Here is a 16,591-nt window from a genome sequence, read left to right on the forward strand (position 1 = left end):
ATCTCAAAAAGGGCTTTTTTTAAAGCCCTTTTTTTGGCTCTAATAATCAATAAAACAGCACTATTTAATAAAAAAAATGAAAGTTCCAGAAAAATATCAATTTATAGTTGAATTAGGAAAAGCACTACATATATATGGTATTCCTTCCTATAAAATTCAATCTTACCTAACAGAAGTTGCCAGTACACAAGGTATTACTGGTAGCTTTATGGATTCTCCGACTTGGATAAATTATGTTTTTTATGAGGATGAAAATTCTTTTAATTATATTGAATGTATTCCTCCTGGATCATTAAATTTAGGTGCTTTTTCTAGAATTGCAGAACTAACAAATAAGGTTATTGATTCTAAAATTGATAATAGCGCTATAAATAAAGAATTGAACATTATTCATGCAAAAACCAAAACAGTAAATCACTTGCATTTAACATTAGCATATGCTTTTTCTGCGGGTTGTTTTAGCATAATGATTGGTACCAATTGGATCTCTTTTGCTTTTTCATTATTATTAGGAGCTCTTATCTATTTTTTGGTGTTTTTATCAACTAAATCTAATTATATACAAAACGTATTCGAATCTTTAAGTGCATTAGTTGTAACTATTATCTGTTGCTCATTAACCTTAGTTTTCCCAAACTTTAATTTAGGCTTAACCATATTAGCTTCTATTATTATTTTTATTCCAGGATTAGCAATTACAACTGCTTTAGAAGAAATAACTTCTAAAAGTCTCGTTTCTGGAGGTGCAAAACTTTTTGATTCCATTCTCTTATTATTTAAACAGTTTTTTGGAGTTTTACTTGGTTTAGGGTTAATGACATCTTTGGTTGATATCGATTTAACGTATCATGTTTCTGAGATGCCAAAATGGACAATATTTTGTGCTGTTCCAATATTTTCAATTGCTCTTTTACCAATATTTCAAGTAAGAAAAAAAGACATGGTTTTTGGTGCTTTAACAGGTGTTATTGCATTTTTTACGACTGTTTTATTCTCTGGATATGGTGTATTAGTTAGTACCTTTATTGGTACTTTGGCTGTAGTTGGAGTGAGTCGTTTATTTGGGATGATTTCTAAAACTCCAAAAACAGTTTATTTAATTCAGGGAGTTGTAATGTTAGTACCAGGAAGTAAATCTTTTATGGGTTTAAGTAACTCATTTTTTAACCCATCGACTACTACAGGTTCTGCAAATTTATTTGAGCAAGTTGCTTTTATACTTATGGGAATTATTGGTGGACTTCTTTTTGCTGGTACTTTTAGAGAAAGAAAGCCTAGAAAAATTGGAGGCATAATAAAAAAATAAACTACTTATTTTATATAAAAAAACAGCTTTTAGAGTTATCTAAAAGCTGTTTTTTTTTTTTTGCGTTAGGGATAGAACGGTTTGTTTGAGCTCTTTTTTATACTTAACTCATTTCAGTATCTCATTTAAAAAATAAAATTCTTATAATTAATTACAGATGCTTAAATAAATTGAGCATAAAAAAAGCGAGTAGTGAAAGCCCGACCTTTGGTAACGCCCAAAATATTTAATTTAGAGCTATCATAATTATCGTCTTGCCAATTATTGCGAAGAAATCACAAAATGTTTACAAACCAGTATTCTCAATACTATTAAGGTAAAACCAGTTATTTACGATTTTTTACAACTAATTATAATTTAACATAGTTACATTTGATTAGATATGAATCATAAATATTTTGAACCCAATAATAAAGTAATTCATTTAATTGAGGAATATTTTCATCTTTCTTTTGATGAAAATGACATTCCTTTTAAATCCGTTATTTTACCTATTGGATTAACACATTTATTTTATATTGAGGCTGGTACTCAAAAAGTTAAAGTTAATGGTGATGAAATACTTTTAGAAGATCTTATAATTACTGGTCAGTACTTTAGATCATATAAATTTTCTACAAATTCTATTACAACATCAATAGGTGCAAATTTACATCCAACGGCACTCCATAAATTACTAAATATTGATGTTTCTGAACTAGAAAACAAACACACACCTTTAGAACAAATTAATAAAACTTTTCATAATAAACTTTTACCAATTTTTCAAGATTCTAAAAATTCTATAGATTTGATTGATACTTTAAATCTATTTTTTTTAAACGCATCACTGCATATTAATAAAAACACGAAACAAATTGACCGTGCTATTTCTTTAATTAGAGAAAAAAATGGATTATTAACTGTATTAGACATCGTAGATGAAATATCCGTTTCACAAAAAACATTAGAAATTCAGTTTAAAAAGATTGTAGGAATAACTCCTGGTAAGTATATAAGGCAATTCCGTTTTTTAAACTTAATGAAAAATTATATTTCTACAGAAATTGAAATTAATGAATTAATTTATAAATATAACTATTACGATTCATCTCATTTTGCAAAAGATTTTAAATTATTTATGAATCAAGATTTTAATTCATTTTTTAAACAAGACTACTCTTTTTTAAAGAAATACTTAAAAGAGTAAGTTTTTTACGATTTTTTACAATAATTTTAATTACAACATAACTAAATTTGATAAATGCCTTATTATGACATTGTTAAATTTTTCGGGGGATTAATTTATAATGTTAAAGAGAATGACATTTGTTATGAAGTTTAAAAAGATCAAATTTAATTATTTGGTCTTTTTACTTTTACAACACTTAAAAAATAAATTTTTTAATATAAAAACCCAGAAACATTACATTTCTGGGTTTTCTAATCAAAGTAAATTATGGAAGTTTTACTCAATTGATTTAATGGTTGCTTGTGCAGAAACTAATCTTGCAATTGGTACTCTATAAGGAGAACAACTCACATAATCCATACCAACATTATAACAGAATTCAATAGAACTTGGTTCACCTCCATGTTCGCCACAAATACCAACTTTTAAGTTTGGTTTTGTACTTCTACCTCTTTCTGTACCTAAGATTATTAATTGCCCTACTCCTTCTTGATCTAAGACTTCAAAAGGATCTACTTTTAAAATTCCTTTTTCTAAATAGATTGGCAAAAATTTACCAGCATCATCTCTAGAATATCCAAATGTCATTTGTGTTAAATCATTTGTACCAAAAGAAAAGAAATCTGCTTTTTCTGCTATTTTATCTGCCATTAAAGCTGCTCTTGGTATTTCGATCATAGTTCCTACAGAAAACTCAATAGTATTATTTCTTTCATCAAAAATAGTTGCTGCAGTAGTTCTAATTATTTCTTCTTGAAATTCATACTCTTTAACAGTACCCACTAAAGGAACCATAATTTCTGGTTTACAAATAATACCTTTTTCTTTTAAATTTAATGCAGCTTCTATAATTGCTCGCGTCTGCATTTCTGTAATTTCTGGATATGTATTTCCTAATCTGCAACCTCTATGACCTAACATAGGATTGAATTCTTCTAACTCAGAAACTTTACTTTTAACAGCTTGTAAAGTAATATGCATATCTTCTGCTAAATCTTTCTGTGTCGCTAATTGATGAGGAACAAATTCGTGTAATGGAGGATCTAGTAAACGAATCGTTACAGGGAAACCTTGCATAGCTTCAAAAATTCCTTCAAAATCTTCTCGCTGCATAGGTAATAAATCTTCTAAAGCTTGTTTTCTTCCTTTAACCGTTTCAGAAAGGATCATTTCTCTCATCGCTTTTATTCTGTCTAATTCGAAAAACATGTGCTCTGTTCTTGTTAACCCTATTCCTTGAGCTCCAAAACTTCTAGCAATTTTTGCATCTTTTGGACTATCAGCATTTGTTCTTACTTTCATTACTGAGTATTTGTCAGAAAGCTTCATCAATTCGGCAAATTCACCACTTAATCCTGGTTCCATTGTAGCAACTTTCCCTTCAATAATATTACCTGTAGAACCGTTTAAAGAAATCCAATCTCCTTCATGGTATTCATGATCTCCTACAGTTAAAGTTCTTTTTTTATAATTTATTTTTAAAGCTCCTGCTCCAGAAATACAACATTTACCCATTCCACGTGCAACAACTGCAGCATGAGATGTCATTCCTCCTCTTGCAGTTAAAATACCTTTTGCGATATTCATTCCTTCTAAATCTTCAGGAGAAGTTTCTATTCTTACTAAAATACTACTCTTATATTTATTTGCTTCATCAGCAAAAAATACAATTTTACCAGTTGCAGCTCCGGGAGAAGCAGGTAAACCTTGTGCTATAACATTGGCTTTTTTTAATGCTTTTAAATCGAATATTGGGTGTAATAATTCATCCAATTTATTGGGTTCAACAATTAATAGAGCTTCTTTTTCATCAATCATTCCTTCTTTTAATAAATCTATTGCAATTTTCACCATTGCAGCACCTGTACGCTTACCGTTTCTGGTTTGAAGAATCCAAAGTTTTCCATCTTGCATTGTAAACTCCATATCTTGCATATCTCTATAATGCTTTTCTAACGTATTTTGATATGAATTTAATTCCTTAAAAATTGAAGGCATTAATTCTTCTAAAGAAGGATAATTTTCAAGTCTATCTTCTTCTTCAACTTTTGCTAATTCTGCCCAACGTTTAGAACCAAGTTTTGTAATTTGTTGAGGAGTTCTAACACCAGAAACAACATCTTCTCCTTGTGCATTAATTAAATATTCTCCATTAAAAACATTTTCGCCAGTACCTGCATCACGAGTAAAACAAACTCCTGTCCCAGAATTTTCACTCATGTTTCCATAAACCATTGCTTGCACATTTACGGCAGTTCCCCAATCTGCAGGGTAACCATGCATATTTCTGTAATACACTGCTCTATTTCCATTCCAGCTATTAAAAACAGCAACTATTGCTCCCCAAAGTTGTTCCCAAGGATTTGTAGGAAAATCATGACCTGTATTTTTCTTTACAGCTACTTTAAAATCGAATACTAAATCTTTTAAATCTTGAATAGTAAATTCTGTATCTAATTCAATTTTTCTTTTTTCTTTTAAGTTCTCCATTATTTCCTCAAATGGATCTATATCTTCTTTTGAAGCTGGCTTCATACCTAAAACAACACTACCATACATTTGAATAAACCGACGGTAAGAATCCCAAGCAAATTGCTCGTTATTTGTTTTTTTTACCAACCCTAAAACAACGTCATCATTCATTCCTAAATTTAGTACAGTATCCATCATTCCTGGCATAGAAACTCTTGCTCCTGAGCGCACAGAAACTAAAAGCGGATTTTCTTTATCTCCAAATTTTGTTCCCATTAAGGTTTCAATGTTTTCAATTGATGATTCTACATCATGTAGAATCATCTCAACAACTTTTTCTTTTCCTAATAAGTTATATTCTGTACAAACTTCTGTAGTTATTGTAAATCCTGGAGGCACAGGGATACCGATTGCACTCATTTCAGCTAAATTAGCTCCTTTACCACCTAATAGGTTTTTCATTTTGCTGTTTCCTTCAGCTTGTTTACCCCCAAATTTATATACACGGGGTTTTACATTTTGTAATACTTCCATAATATGTTTTTAAATTATTTTTTATCTATGCTTAAAAAAAGCATGACTAAAGATACCTTTTAACTAAAAATTTAAAAATGATGCAAGTCATTTTATGAGCGTTTTAAAAATAAAAATAATTTACAAAGTGTCACAACTTAAATTTTGAGATGTCATTAATATGTAAACAAATTAAAACTCAAAACGATGAAAAATAAAATTACTCTTATAGCATTCAGTTTATTTTTAGTATCCTCTATTTCTTTTGCTCAGAAAAAAGTGGAAGCTTCTAGTATTATGAAAGACATTAAAGCTGGAAAATCAATTTCTATTAACAATACAACAATTGTAGGTGTTTTAGATTTTACATATATGGATAATGCTATGGAAAAACTTCCAAGCAAAAAGAAAAAAAGTTGGTTTAATTGGAGTTCTGGTAATTCTTCAAACGAAATCAAAAAAATGATAGATGTAAAGATTTCTTTTACAAACTGTATATTTAAAGACGATGTTTTAGCTTATATACCAGATGAAGATTCTGGATATACATTTACAGCTAGTTTTGAAGATATTGCAGTTTTTAAAAATTGTAAATTTGAACGTAAAGCAATGTTTAAATACTCTCGCTTTGAAAGAAATTCAGATTTTTCTGGTTCTTCATTCAATGATGATAGTACTTTTAAATATGCCAAATTTGATAAAAATATTAGTTTTGAAAATACAACTTTTGATGAAATTGCTACTTTTAAATATGCTAAATTCAATAATAACGTAAGCTTCTATAATGCTGTATTTAAAGACTCTGCAACATTTAAGTATACTAATTTTTCTGATGGTGTTTCCTTTAAAAATACAAAATTTGAAGAAGACTTAAACATTAAATATATGAAAGTTTCTGGCGAGTTTAACATTACAAATATGAATGTATCTTATGACATAGACTCTAAGTACACTAAAATTAATGGAAAAAGCTTCAGTAAATACTTAATTGACAAAAAATAGGTATTTATACCTGTTTTTTATTACTCAATAAGTTATAAATTGCACTCATAATGGGATAGGTTAGATTAGGGGCTAACTAAAACCAATCAAGTTAAGCTAGCTTCTTTTTAAAAGAAGCTAGCTTTCTTATTTACTTTAAACTGATGAATTTTTTCCACAAATCGTTTTTATTAATTTGATCTTTTAAGTATTCGTTTATAATAAAAAAAAACTTTAGGATCTATTAATGAAGGACACTTAATTCCTACAAGTAAATCTTCAAAAAATTCATTTTAAATAAACACAAAGAAATTTATCAAAAAAGATTTAATACATTATAAATATTATATTATTCTTAATAAAAAACTCTTATAATAAGTATTTGCGAAATCGATGTAAAATTCATACTTTGCCTACTTCAAATAAATATTTATGGCAATAGAAGTTAAAAGGTTATTCGATTTCCCTTATTATCAATTGGAGTCTTATAGTTTAGAGAAAGCGTTTATATCAAAAACGAGTGGTAGTTGGCAATCAATTACTACCCAAGAATATATTGACCAAGCCAATCAAATTAGTAGAGGATTAATAAGATTGGGTATAAAACCTAACGATAAGATTGCTATAATTTCTTCTACCAATAGAACAGAATGGAATATTTGCGATATAGGTATTTTACAAACAGGTGCTCAAAATGTTCCTATTTATCCTACTATTAGTAAGGAAGATTATGAATATGTATTAAACCATTCAGAATCTATTTACTGTTTTGTTTCAGATAAAGAAGTCTTAAAAAAGATTAACAAAATAAAAAAGAAGACTAAATTAATAAAAGTTTTTACTTTTGATGATATTAAAGGTGAAGAAAGCTGGAATGAAGTATTAGAATTAGGAAAAGATGATAGCAATCAAAATGCTGTTGAAGAAAGAAAAAACGATGTAAAAGAAGATGATTTAGCTACTTTAATCTATACATCTGGAACAACAGGAAGACCTAAAGGTGTTATGCTTTCTCATAAAAACATTGTTTCTAATGTTTTAAGTTCTGAAAAATGTGTTCCGTTTGATTATGGTAAATCTAAAGGATTAAGTTTCTTACCTGTTTGTCACATTTTTGAACGTATGATTTTATATCTATATCAATATTGTGGAGTCTCAATTTATTTTGCAGAATCTATTGAAAAACTTTCAGAAAATGCACAAGAAATTAAACCTCATGTAATGACTGCTGTACCACGTTTGTATGAGAAAATTTATGATAAAATAGTTTTAAAAGGAGAAACATTAACCGGTATTAAAAAAGGTTTATTCTTTTGGGCTTTAAATTTAGGTTTAAGGTACGAACCAAATGGCGCAAATGGTTGGTGGTATGAAAAAAAATTAAGTTTAGCTAGAAAATTAATTTTCTCTAAATGGCAAGCTGCTTTAGGTGGTGAATTAAAAATAATGGTTTCTGGAAGTGCTGCTTTACAACCAAGATTAGCAAGAGTCTTTGCAGCAGCAGGTATGCCAATTATGGAAGGTTATGGTTTATCAGAAACATCACCTGTTATTGCTGTAAATGACGAACGAAATAATGGTTTTAGAATTGGTACTGTAGGTAAAGTTATTGATGATGTTGAAGTAAAAATAGCAGAAAATGGAGAAATTATAGTAAAAGGACCAAATGTAATGTTAGGTTATTTTAAAGATCCAGAAAAAACAGCTAGTGTTATTAAAGGTGGTTATTTTTATACAGGTGATAAAGGAGAATTTGATAAAGATGGTTTCTTAAAGATTACTGGAAGAACTAAAGAAATGTTTAAAACTTCTGGAGGTAAATATGTTGTACCACCATTATTAGAAGGAGAATTAAAACAATCTTTATTTATAGAACAAGTAATGGTAATTGGTGAAGGAGAGAAAATGCCAGCTGCTTTTATTCAACCTAATTTTGAGTTTATTAGAGAATGGATTCATCATAAAAAATTAGATATAGGAGATTCAAACCAAGATATTATTAGTTCTGATAGAGTTATAAAACGTATTCAAAAAGAAGTTGATAAGTGCAATAAAAACTTTGGTAAATGGGAACAAATTAAGCGTTTTGAACTTACGCCAGATGTTTGGTCTATTGAAGGTGGACATTTAACGCCTACAATGAAAATGAAACGTAAAATTATAAGAGAAATTTATCAAGATTTATTCGATAAAATATATAGAGTATAATTTTATTATTAATAGATAAAAAAAGTAGCTTAGGTTAAACCTAAGCTACTTTTTTTTGTCCAAAATTGAATATTTTTATATTTATTTCAATCAATTCTTAACTATTAAGCGTTTGTTTTATGTTGGCATTTCAAACATATTTAAATGTTTTTTTAATATCCCTGAAGGGATATTTTTTGTTTCATCAAAAATTCTAGTATCTCCAAATAAAATAAAGCTATCTCTAGCTCTTGAAACAGCAACATTCAACATATTTGGCTTATTATCTCTATCAAAAAACAAAACACCTTCATCTTTATTGCTATAAACAGAACTAAACAATACAATACTACGTTCTGCTCCTTGAAGCGCATGTACAGTTCCTAACTTTATCTTATTCACTTTAAAACCAGATTCTATTAAAGCTTTAGAAAGTTCTGTTTTCTGACTAGCAAATGGTGTTATAATGCCTAAAACACTTTCAATAGAATCTACATTATAGGCTTTTTCTATATCTCCTTTATGCATATTCAGCCACAAAATAATCGCTTTAACTTCGTTTAAATTATGACGACTATTAAATTTACGTTCACTAAAACCATCTACGTGGTACGCCATCATAGAAGCAAATAATTGATCTTTATGCGCCTTCCCTTTCATTGGTTTTAAAATACCATCGTACGCTAATTCATTACAAAAACCAATAATTTCATCATTACACCTTCTGTGTTCTAATAATAACAAGCCATTTTCCTTTTTGGTAACTAAAGGTGTTTGATATTCACAAGCATTTTGAGCCATTTTCATGATACTTCCACTAGAAGCTAAAAAACCAATTTCATTTAAATATTCATTTTGTGAATGGTCTGTAACAATATTTTGGTTGATTAAATTTCCAAAATCAATTTTTGGAGGAATAGACCAAATTGGTTCTATCTGTTTTAAATCTCCAACAACAATTGCTTTTTGTGCTAATGAAAATATAGGAATACTAACCTCGGGAGTTACTTGTCCTGCTTCATCAATAATCAATAAATCTAAAAAATTGAATAATGGTAAGTATTCGAAAATAGGCTTTCCGTGTTCATTTTCTCCTTGAAATTGACTGAATAAAAAATGTGTCGGAGCAGTATATAAAGTTGCCACAAAACAAGGTGTTAGCATTGCTCTACGTTTCCATTTTGCAATTACAATCTTCTCCCCTGTTCCTTTTTCTGTTTCATTTTCTAGTACATCTTGTGTTTCTAAAATCCATCTTGCTTCCCAATAATGTGTCGCTAATAAAAAAGCTTTATGACGTAAACTTAAATCTATTTCGTCATAAAAGAATCGATGTGTTTTATCATTAGATTCCATTTTTTCATATTCAAATTCCCACATTTGAGCTTCTGAAATAAAAGGATATCCTGTAATATTATTTTGATGTTTCCAGTTTTTTAATTTTAAGTTTGATGACAAAGCCAAATTAAGATCTGCAATACATTTTTTTATAAAAACTAACGCTTTTTCATCGCTAATAAGTGTTTCTTTATCAATAATAAAAAGATGTTCAGAATTGGATGTATTTTCTTCTGAATCAATTTTAAAATAACGCTTTATCTCATTAATAAAACCATCTCCTTTAGCAAGTACCTTTATCTTGACAATAATATCTCTCCATTCTTGTAATTTAGAAATTTTAATCACATTTTTTTTAATGTGATTATTCTTATCAAGCAGTAAATTATTAACTTTTTCAATAGAAAATAAATAGTTTTGAGAAATCTGAACTCCTTCTATCAAATTATCTTCCATTACAGTAATTTCTTCCTGAAGGTGTTGACAAACATCATCTAATGAACTAGCTCCAAAACCAAAATATTCATGATATTTACTATAATAAAAATGCTCAGCATTCAATAAATATTCTTCATTTTCTAGATCACATAAAGTTCCTTCGTTACCAAACATATTCCCTTTTAGGTAATTTATGTTTTTTAAAGATTTTTCACTTTTAGAACTAGATGGTAAATAAGTTGCATACCCATTAAAACCAGGAATCCAGCGTTCTGCTAAATTGCCCATGTCACTTTTAGAGTTAATAAAACTATCTATAATATTTGTTACTGCTTGGTTATTTGTTGAACACGCTAAAATAACTGGCGCATCTTCACCTCTAATAGCTGCTCTAACAACCTCTGTAGCTACTAAACTTTGTAATAAAGTAGTTTTACCAGTTCCTGGAGGTCCATTTACTGCTGTAATAGCATTTTCTTCAGCTGTAAAATAAGATAATAACGTTTTTCGTTGACTAATAGAAAGAGGAAACTCATTAGACATTTGTCCTAAATGTAAATGATTAAAATCTAAAAAACCTTTATCGGTAATCGGATCTCTTCGCTCTCTATTAATAGGATTTATTATTTTTGAAATTAACGGTAACTCTTCAGTCTCATTTATTAAATTTTCATACAAAAAGAGAATGCTTTTTGCTGCTGAAATCTTAGAACTTCTAGCAAAATAAGTAATGTTATGATTGGTCTTATATCCTTCAGCTCTATAATCACTTATATCTCCATAAGTAATTTCTGAAAAAACTAAATTAATATACTCCCAATAGGAGCTCCACGCTAATCCTTCTTCTTCATTTTCAATTTCAGGTTTTTCTATTTCTCTCGTTTCTGATATTGTTTCAATTGATGAAAAGATAAAATCGTTTCCAACCTCAGCAATTGGATCTAAATAATTACGAACTATTAATGGAAATATTTCTCTTGGAGCAGTTAATTGACCTAAGCGATTTACTCTAGCCGTTATCCAAAATGGATGAATTGATTTTTGTTTGAATTTAGGATCATTCGATTGAAAATCTAACTGAAAAGGAGCAATAATAATCTCAGTATCAAAAACTTTGTACCAATTATCACTATCTTTTTTGGTGATTCCTTTTAGTCTATTGATTCTTTTCTCTTCAATATCAAGCATGTCAGCAGCATTCTTTGAGTTAATAGTTGCCGTACTTAAATCGCAATAATTTTGATTAAATAAGTTTTTAATTCTAGAAATGTCAACAGCTAAATTTTCACTGTCTGTTAAACTATTTTTATAATAATTCAACCAGTTTTTTAAGTTGCTCATGTATTATTTTAGAATTCGTAGTTAGTAGTTTTAATAAAAAATCGAATGCGAATATATACTTTTAGATGTTTATTCTTGTTGAATTAAGCACCATTATTAAATAGAAAAACTAGAATGAATCGTTAATTATTGATGGTTAAGTTATTAATTGAATTTTCATTTAATAATGAAGTAATAACATTTTTGATAGACACTATTTTAGTAAAACTATTCTATCTAGTTCAGTTTATCCTTTACATATTCGAAAACATGTAAAATAAGCACTGTTAGAAGAAATACCAAATAAGTAAGACATTGCTCAGCTTTAGAATTTAAGTTTCATTAGTGTGTCTAAAACAAAAACTCATAAAAGTAAAAAGGAAGCAATAGTATTAATCAATATTGAAGGATTTAAAACTGATAACCTAATCCGATTTGTAGTACTCTATTTTTATATGAATGTTCTATAAATGAAGAAGGATATGACACCTTAGAGATATCAGATAATCCATACATATATTTCATTTCTATAAAAATTCCTAAATTAAAATGATAATCAAATCCTATAAGCAAACCTGAATCAAAATTTTTATATCCTTCTATTTCAAACTTATTAGGATTATTGCTGCTTTTCTCTTTTGAATGTACTACATACCCAAAATAAGCACCAATATTAGAATAGAAATTCTTGAAAATTCTTTTTTTTATGTAAAAAGGTAAATTGATTTGATTGATTTCATGTGTTGTATAATCACCTGGATCTGTATAATTATAAACCCACCCTTGCTCAGAATAAACCAATTCAATTTGAAGTAAGGTATTATCCTTTTTTTGAGTCAATGAAAGGTTAAAACCAGTTGATACATAAAAAGATTTCCTAGAATCAAATTCTCTACTAGAAGAAACACCTTTAACTATAACATTGTAATTTGTATTAGATAAATTAAGACCTCCTTTAACAAAGTATTTTATTGATGATTGTCCAAAACTAGAAGAACTAAACAATAATGATAAAATAAAAATAATAGTTCCTTTTTTCATTTTGATGATATTATTAAAAACAAAAAACCTTACTATTTCTAGTAAGGTTTAAGTGAGCCCTGGAGGATTCGAACCTCCGACCGCCTCCTTAGAAGGGAGGTGCTCTATCCAGCTGAGCTAAGAGCCCGTAGTTTTAAAGTTGCTACGTACAACTGTGTCGGGGTGGCAGGATTCGAACCTGCGACCTCCTCGTCCCAAACGAGGCGCGATGACCGGGCTACGCTACACCCCGAGTTTACTAAAAAATTGCGGAGAGACAGGGACTCGAACCCTGGCGACAGTTACCCGTCGACAGATTAGCAATCTGCTCCATTACCACTCTGGCACCTCTCCTTTTTTAGAACTTATTCGCACATATTTCAAATGCGAGTGCAAATATAGTACTACATTACTGATGTAGCAAACTTTTTAAAACTTTTTTTTAATTATTTTTTTTACTCAGGATATTCTACTCTTAAATGATAAATATTCATCAATTTTTTCTTGATAACTTTCTTTATTATTTCAATTTCTCGGAAAGTAATATTTGAATTTAAAAACTGATTATCAGCCATTTGTTTTGCTATAATTTTATCTATCAAATTACTTACAGATAAAGCTGTTGGTATTTTTAAACTTTTTGATGCTGCCTCTGCAGAATCACACATCATTAAAATTGCAGTCTCTTTTGAAAAAGGAATTGGTCCTTGATACTGAAACTTCTTAATATCTACTTCTGTATCGGGGTTTAATTCTTTCTCTTTCATATAAAAATAGTACGTAGAACTTGTACCATGATGCGTTCTAATAAAGTCTATAATTCTATCTGGCAGCTTGTATTTCTTTGCCAACTCCACTCCTTTTATAACATGATCTGTAATAATTCTCGAACTATCTCTTGGGGATAAATCATTATGAGGATTAACACCTGTAGATTGGTTTTCTGTAAAATACATCGGATTTAACATTTTACCTATATCATGATACAATGCTCCTGTTCTAACTAGCATAGAATTAGCTCCTATTTCATTTGCAGCTGCTTCTGCTAAATTAGCTACTTGCATTGAATGTTGAAATGTACCTGGGGCTTTTTCATTTAGCTCTCTTAAAAGCTTTGTATTTGTATTAGAAAGCTCTAATAAGGTTACATCAGAGACCAAACCAAAAACTTTCTCATACATATATATGATGATGATTGATAAGAATGATAACAATCCATTTGCTGCAAAAAGCATAAAATAAGTCCAATTGATTTGAGAAGCATTTCCTTCTTTTATAATAGAAAAAGCGAAATACGTTACCATATAAATCAGCGTTATTTGAGCTACTGAAATAAATAGACTTGCCCTTTTATATAATTCTGAAACAGTAAGTATCGTTACAATACCTGCAATAATATGTAAATAAATAAACTCAAAACTATCAGGTACAATATATCCTAAAAGCAAGACAGTTAAAACATGGGTAAACAAACCTAAACGTGCATCAAAAAAGGCTTTTAAAACAATTGGAAGTATACTTAAAGGCACTACATATAAGTAATCTGAATTATACTTTATAACCAATGTTTGGATAAAAATCATTGAAAAAACATTGAAAAAGATAAAAGTAACTTTGTTGTTGTTTTCGTAAATTTCTATTCTGTATTTTTTTAGAAATAATAAAAGCATTAATAATGCAAGAGACACTAAAATGGTGTAACCTAAGATAATCCAATTATAGTTTGACTCTGTCCAAACTTGAGACTCAGATTCACTTTTTAAAGAATTTAAAATTGCTAATTTTTTACCTTCTACAAAATCTCCTTTTAAAATAATTAGTTTACCAGCTTCTACTCTACCTTTAGTATAAGAAATGTTCTTAATTTCATTGTCAATTACCTTTTCTGTATATTCATTATCAAAAGACACATTTGGTTTTATAACCTCAGATAATAAATCTAACATTATTTTTTTACCATAAAAAGCTTCTTCTTTTTCTAAATTATTACTTATTATTTCTAATACCTCTTTAGAAGTTAATAAACTTTTAAAAACAAAATCTTCAACTTCATTTCCTTTTCTTATAGCAACTATTTCATTTTTATTGGCAATTCTATCTTGACTTATATCTTCTAAAAAACCTTTCTGATAGACATCATTAATCACTTTTTGCCCAATTAGTGATAAATTTTTAATCTGCTCTAAGCTTAAAGAATCGGATTCTTTTACAAAAGAAATTCTTCTATTATAATTTGCTTTAACGCTATTTTCAACATCAAAATCATGCAAAAAATATAGTTTTGAATTTACTTCAATTTCCTTTTTTTCTATAATAATTTCTTCTTCTGTTTTCTGTATAGCAAAATCAAAAGGCGCGTATAAATTATCATATTTCCAAAGCTGTCCATTATTAAAATCATATTTAAATTGTCCTCCTTTAGGAAACAAATAAACAATTGCAGTTGTGGCAACTAAAAACAAAATCACCTTATAAATAATGGTGTTATTTTGGTACAATTTATTAACTATATTACTCATAGATTTTATCTTCTTACAACAAACTTACCATAAAATATTCAAGGTCAAAAATTCAAGTTGAATAATAAAACTAAAATTGATTTAAAATAGTTAATTTAGCATAACAAATCATACACAAAGTAAACTATATATATTTATGAAAGAAGTCGTAATTGTATCTGTAGCAAGGACTCCTATTGGAAGTTTCATGGGAAGTTTATCTACAATTCCAGCTCCAAAATTAGGAGCAATTGCCATAAAAGGTGCTTTAGAAAAAATAAATTTAGATCCAAGTTTAGTAGAAGAAGTTTTTATGGGTAACGTTGTTTCTGCTGGCTTAGGTCAAGCTCCAGCAAGACAAGCAGCAATATATGCTGGAATTCCTAATACTGTACCTTGTACAACTGTAAATAAAGTTTGCGCTTCTGGTATGAAATCTATCATGTTGGCTGCTCAAACAATTGCTTTAGGTGATGCAGATGTTATAGTTGCTGGTGGTATGGAAAATATGAGTTCTATTCCTCATTATCAAAATGCAAGAAAAGGTTCTAAATTTGGACCAATAATCATGGAAGATGGTTTACAAAAAGATGGTTTAGTAGATGCATATGACAAGCAACCAATGGGTGTTTGTGCAGACGCTTGTGCTACTGAATATAATTTTTCAAGAGAAGATCAAGATAATTTTGCTATTCAATCTTATAATCGTTCTGCAAAAGCTTGGAGCGAAGGAAAATTTGCTGATGAAATTGTACCTGTAGAAATTCCACAAAGACGTGGAGAGCCTATTATTTTCTCTGAAGATGAAGAATACAAGAATGTGAAAATGGAGAAAATCCCTGCATTAAGAGCTGCGTTTACAAAAGACGGAACTGTTACTGCTGCAAATGCTTCTACTATAAATGATGGTGGTGCTGCATTGGTTTTGATGTCAGCAGAAAAAGCAAAAGAATTAAATATAACTCCAATTGCAAAAATAAAGAGTTTTGCTGATGCTGCTCACGAACCAGAATGGTTTACAACTGCACCTGCAAAAGCATTACCAAAAGCTTTAGCGAAAGCAAATATTTCAATAGATGATGTAGATTATTTTGAATTAAACGAAGCATTTTCTATTGTTGGTTTAGCTAATATGAAGATTTTAGGTATCACTGATGATAAAGTGAATGTTAATGGTGGTGCCGTTTCTTTAGGACATCCTTTAGGTGTTTCTGGAGCAAGAATTGTGATTGCTTTAACATCAATTTTAAAACAAAATAATGCTAAAATTGGAGCAGCTGCGATTTGTAATGGTGGTGGTGGTGCAAGTGCATTAGTTTTAGAAAGAATTTAATTTTATTAATAAAA

General features: G+C 29.0%; 9 protein-coding genes and 3 tRNA genes. 5 read left to right on the top strand and 7 right to left on the bottom strand.

Annotated elements, in window-relative coordinates; all coding sequences use genetic code 11:
• The first annotated feature begins 76 nt into the window (after positions 1 to 76).
• Both BTO07_RS04875 and BTO07_RS04880 read left to right on the top strand, forming a co-directional pair.
• Entirely contained in the window at positions 77 to 1,306 is a 1,230-nt protein-coding gene (locus tag BTO07_RS04875) for a threonine/serine ThrE exporter family protein (RefSeq protein ID WP_087520163.1), read from the top strand.
• Between the two features lie 382 nt (positions 1,307 to 1,688).
• A complete protein-coding gene (locus BTO07_RS04880) occupies positions 1,689 to 2,495 on the top strand; it encodes a helix-turn-helix transcriptional regulator (protein WP_087520164.1) in 807 nt (268 codons plus the stop codon).
• Positions 2,496 to 2,753: 258 nt separating this feature from the next.
• On the opposite strand, the gene ppdK is transcribed toward BTO07_RS04880, so the two are convergent.
• On the bottom strand, positions 2,754 to 5,483 hold the full coding sequence (gene ppdK, locus BTO07_RS04885; protein ID WP_087520165.1) for a pyruvate, phosphate dikinase: 2,730 nt from the start codon (positions 5,481 to 5,483) through the stop codon (positions 2,754 to 2,756).
• A gap of 186 nt (positions 5,484 to 5,669) precedes the next feature.
• Here ppdK and BTO07_RS04890 point away from each other — a divergent pair, with 186 nt between their 5' ends.
• Both BTO07_RS04890 and BTO07_RS04895 read left to right on the top strand, forming a co-directional pair.
• Positions 5,670 to 6,464 carry a pentapeptide repeat-containing protein gene (locus BTO07_RS04890; RefSeq protein ID WP_087520166.1) on the top strand — a complete coding sequence of 265 codons (795 nt, stop codon included), beginning with the start codon at positions 5,670 to 5,672 and terminating at the stop codon, positions 6,462 to 6,464.
• A gap of 411 nt (positions 6,465 to 6,875) precedes the next feature.
• Positions 6,876 to 8,651: an AMP-dependent synthetase/ligase gene (locus BTO07_RS04895; RefSeq protein WP_087520167.1), complete on the top strand. Its 1,776-nt coding sequence runs from the start codon at positions 6,876 to 6,878 to the stop codon at positions 8,649 to 8,651.
• Positions 8,652 to 8,768: 117 nt separating this feature from the next.
• Here the strand turns inward: BTO07_RS04895 and BTO07_RS04900 are convergent, their stop codons facing one another.
• The 6 genes from BTO07_RS04900 to BTO07_RS04925 form a co-directional block, all read right to left on the bottom strand.
• Entirely contained in the window at positions 8,769 to 11,747 is a 2,979-nt protein-coding gene (locus BTO07_RS04900; protein WP_087520168.1) for a DEAD/DEAH box helicase, read from the bottom strand.
• A gap of 390 nt (positions 11,748 to 12,137) precedes the next feature.
• Positions 12,138 to 12,767 (bottom strand): porin family protein, encoded by a 630-nt coding sequence (locus tag BTO07_RS04905; protein ID WP_087520169.1) that lies wholly within the window; start codon positions 12,765 to 12,767, stop codon positions 12,138 to 12,140.
• A 53-nt stretch (positions 12,768 to 12,820) separates the two neighbouring features.
• Positions 12,821 to 12,894: transfer RNA gene (locus tag BTO07_RS04910), tRNA-Arg, on the bottom strand.
• A gap of 30 nt (positions 12,895 to 12,924) precedes the next feature.
• Positions 12,925 to 12,999 (bottom strand) — tRNA-Pro (locus tag BTO07_RS04915).
• A gap of 17 nt (positions 13,000 to 13,016) precedes the next feature.
• Positions 13,017 to 13,100, bottom strand: a tRNA-Ser gene (locus BTO07_RS04920).
• Between the two features lie 101 nt (positions 13,101 to 13,201).
• Positions 13,202 to 15,265, bottom strand: coding sequence for an HD family phosphohydrolase (locus BTO07_RS04925; protein WP_087520170.1), 2,064 nt, complete (start codon positions 15,263 to 15,265; stop codon positions 13,202 to 13,204).
• 136 nt (positions 15,266 to 15,401) lie between these two features.
• Here BTO07_RS04925 and BTO07_RS04930 point away from each other — a divergent pair, with 136 nt between their 5' ends.
• The gene (locus BTO07_RS04930) at positions 15,402 to 16,577 is read left to right on the top strand and encodes an acetyl-CoA C-acyltransferase (protein ID WP_087520171.1); all 1,176 of its coding nucleotides are present in this window, start codon (positions 15,402 to 15,404) and stop codon (positions 16,575 to 16,577) included.
• The last annotated feature ends 14 nt before the right edge of the window (positions 16,578 to 16,591 follow it).

The sequence above is a fragment of the Polaribacter sp. SA4-12 genome (assembly GCF_002163675.1).
In the GTDB taxonomy this organism is placed as follows: Bacteria; Bacteroidota; Bacteroidia; order Flavobacteriales; family Flavobacteriaceae; genus Polaribacter.

Bases quoted from the DNA above. Each gene is read 5' to 3' on its own strand.
- BTO07_RS04875 (WP_087520163.1), top strand. From the start codon at position 77: ATGAAAGTTCCAGAAAAATATCAATTTATAGTTGAATTAGGAAAAGCA.
- BTO07_RS04900 (WP_087520168.1), bottom strand. From the start codon at position 11,747: ATGAGCAACTTAAAAAACTGGTTGAATTATTATAAAAATAGTTTAACA.
- BTO07_RS04925 (WP_087520170.1), bottom strand. From the start codon at position 15,265: ATGAGTAATATAGTTAATAAATTGTACCAAAATAACACCATTATTTAT.
- ppdK (WP_087520165.1), bottom strand. From the start codon at position 5,483: ATGGAAGTATTACAAAATGTAAAACCCCGTGTATATAAATTTGGGGGT.
- BTO07_RS04930 (WP_087520171.1), top strand. From the start codon at position 15,402: ATGAAAGAAGTCGTAATTGTATCTGTAGCAAGGACTCCTATTGGAAGT.
- BTO07_RS04905 (WP_087520169.1), bottom strand. From the start codon at position 12,767: ATGAAAAAAGGAACTATTATTTTTATTTTATCATTATTGTTTAGTTCT.
- BTO07_RS04880 (WP_087520164.1), top strand. From the start codon at position 1,689: ATGAATCATAAATATTTTGAACCCAATAATAAAGTAATTCATTTAATT.
- BTO07_RS04895 (WP_087520167.1), top strand. From the start codon at position 6,876: ATGGCAATAGAAGTTAAAAGGTTATTCGATTTCCCTTATTATCAATTG.
- BTO07_RS04890 (WP_087520166.1), top strand. From the start codon at position 5,670: ATGAAAAATAAAATTACTCTTATAGCATTCAGTTTATTTTTAGTATCC.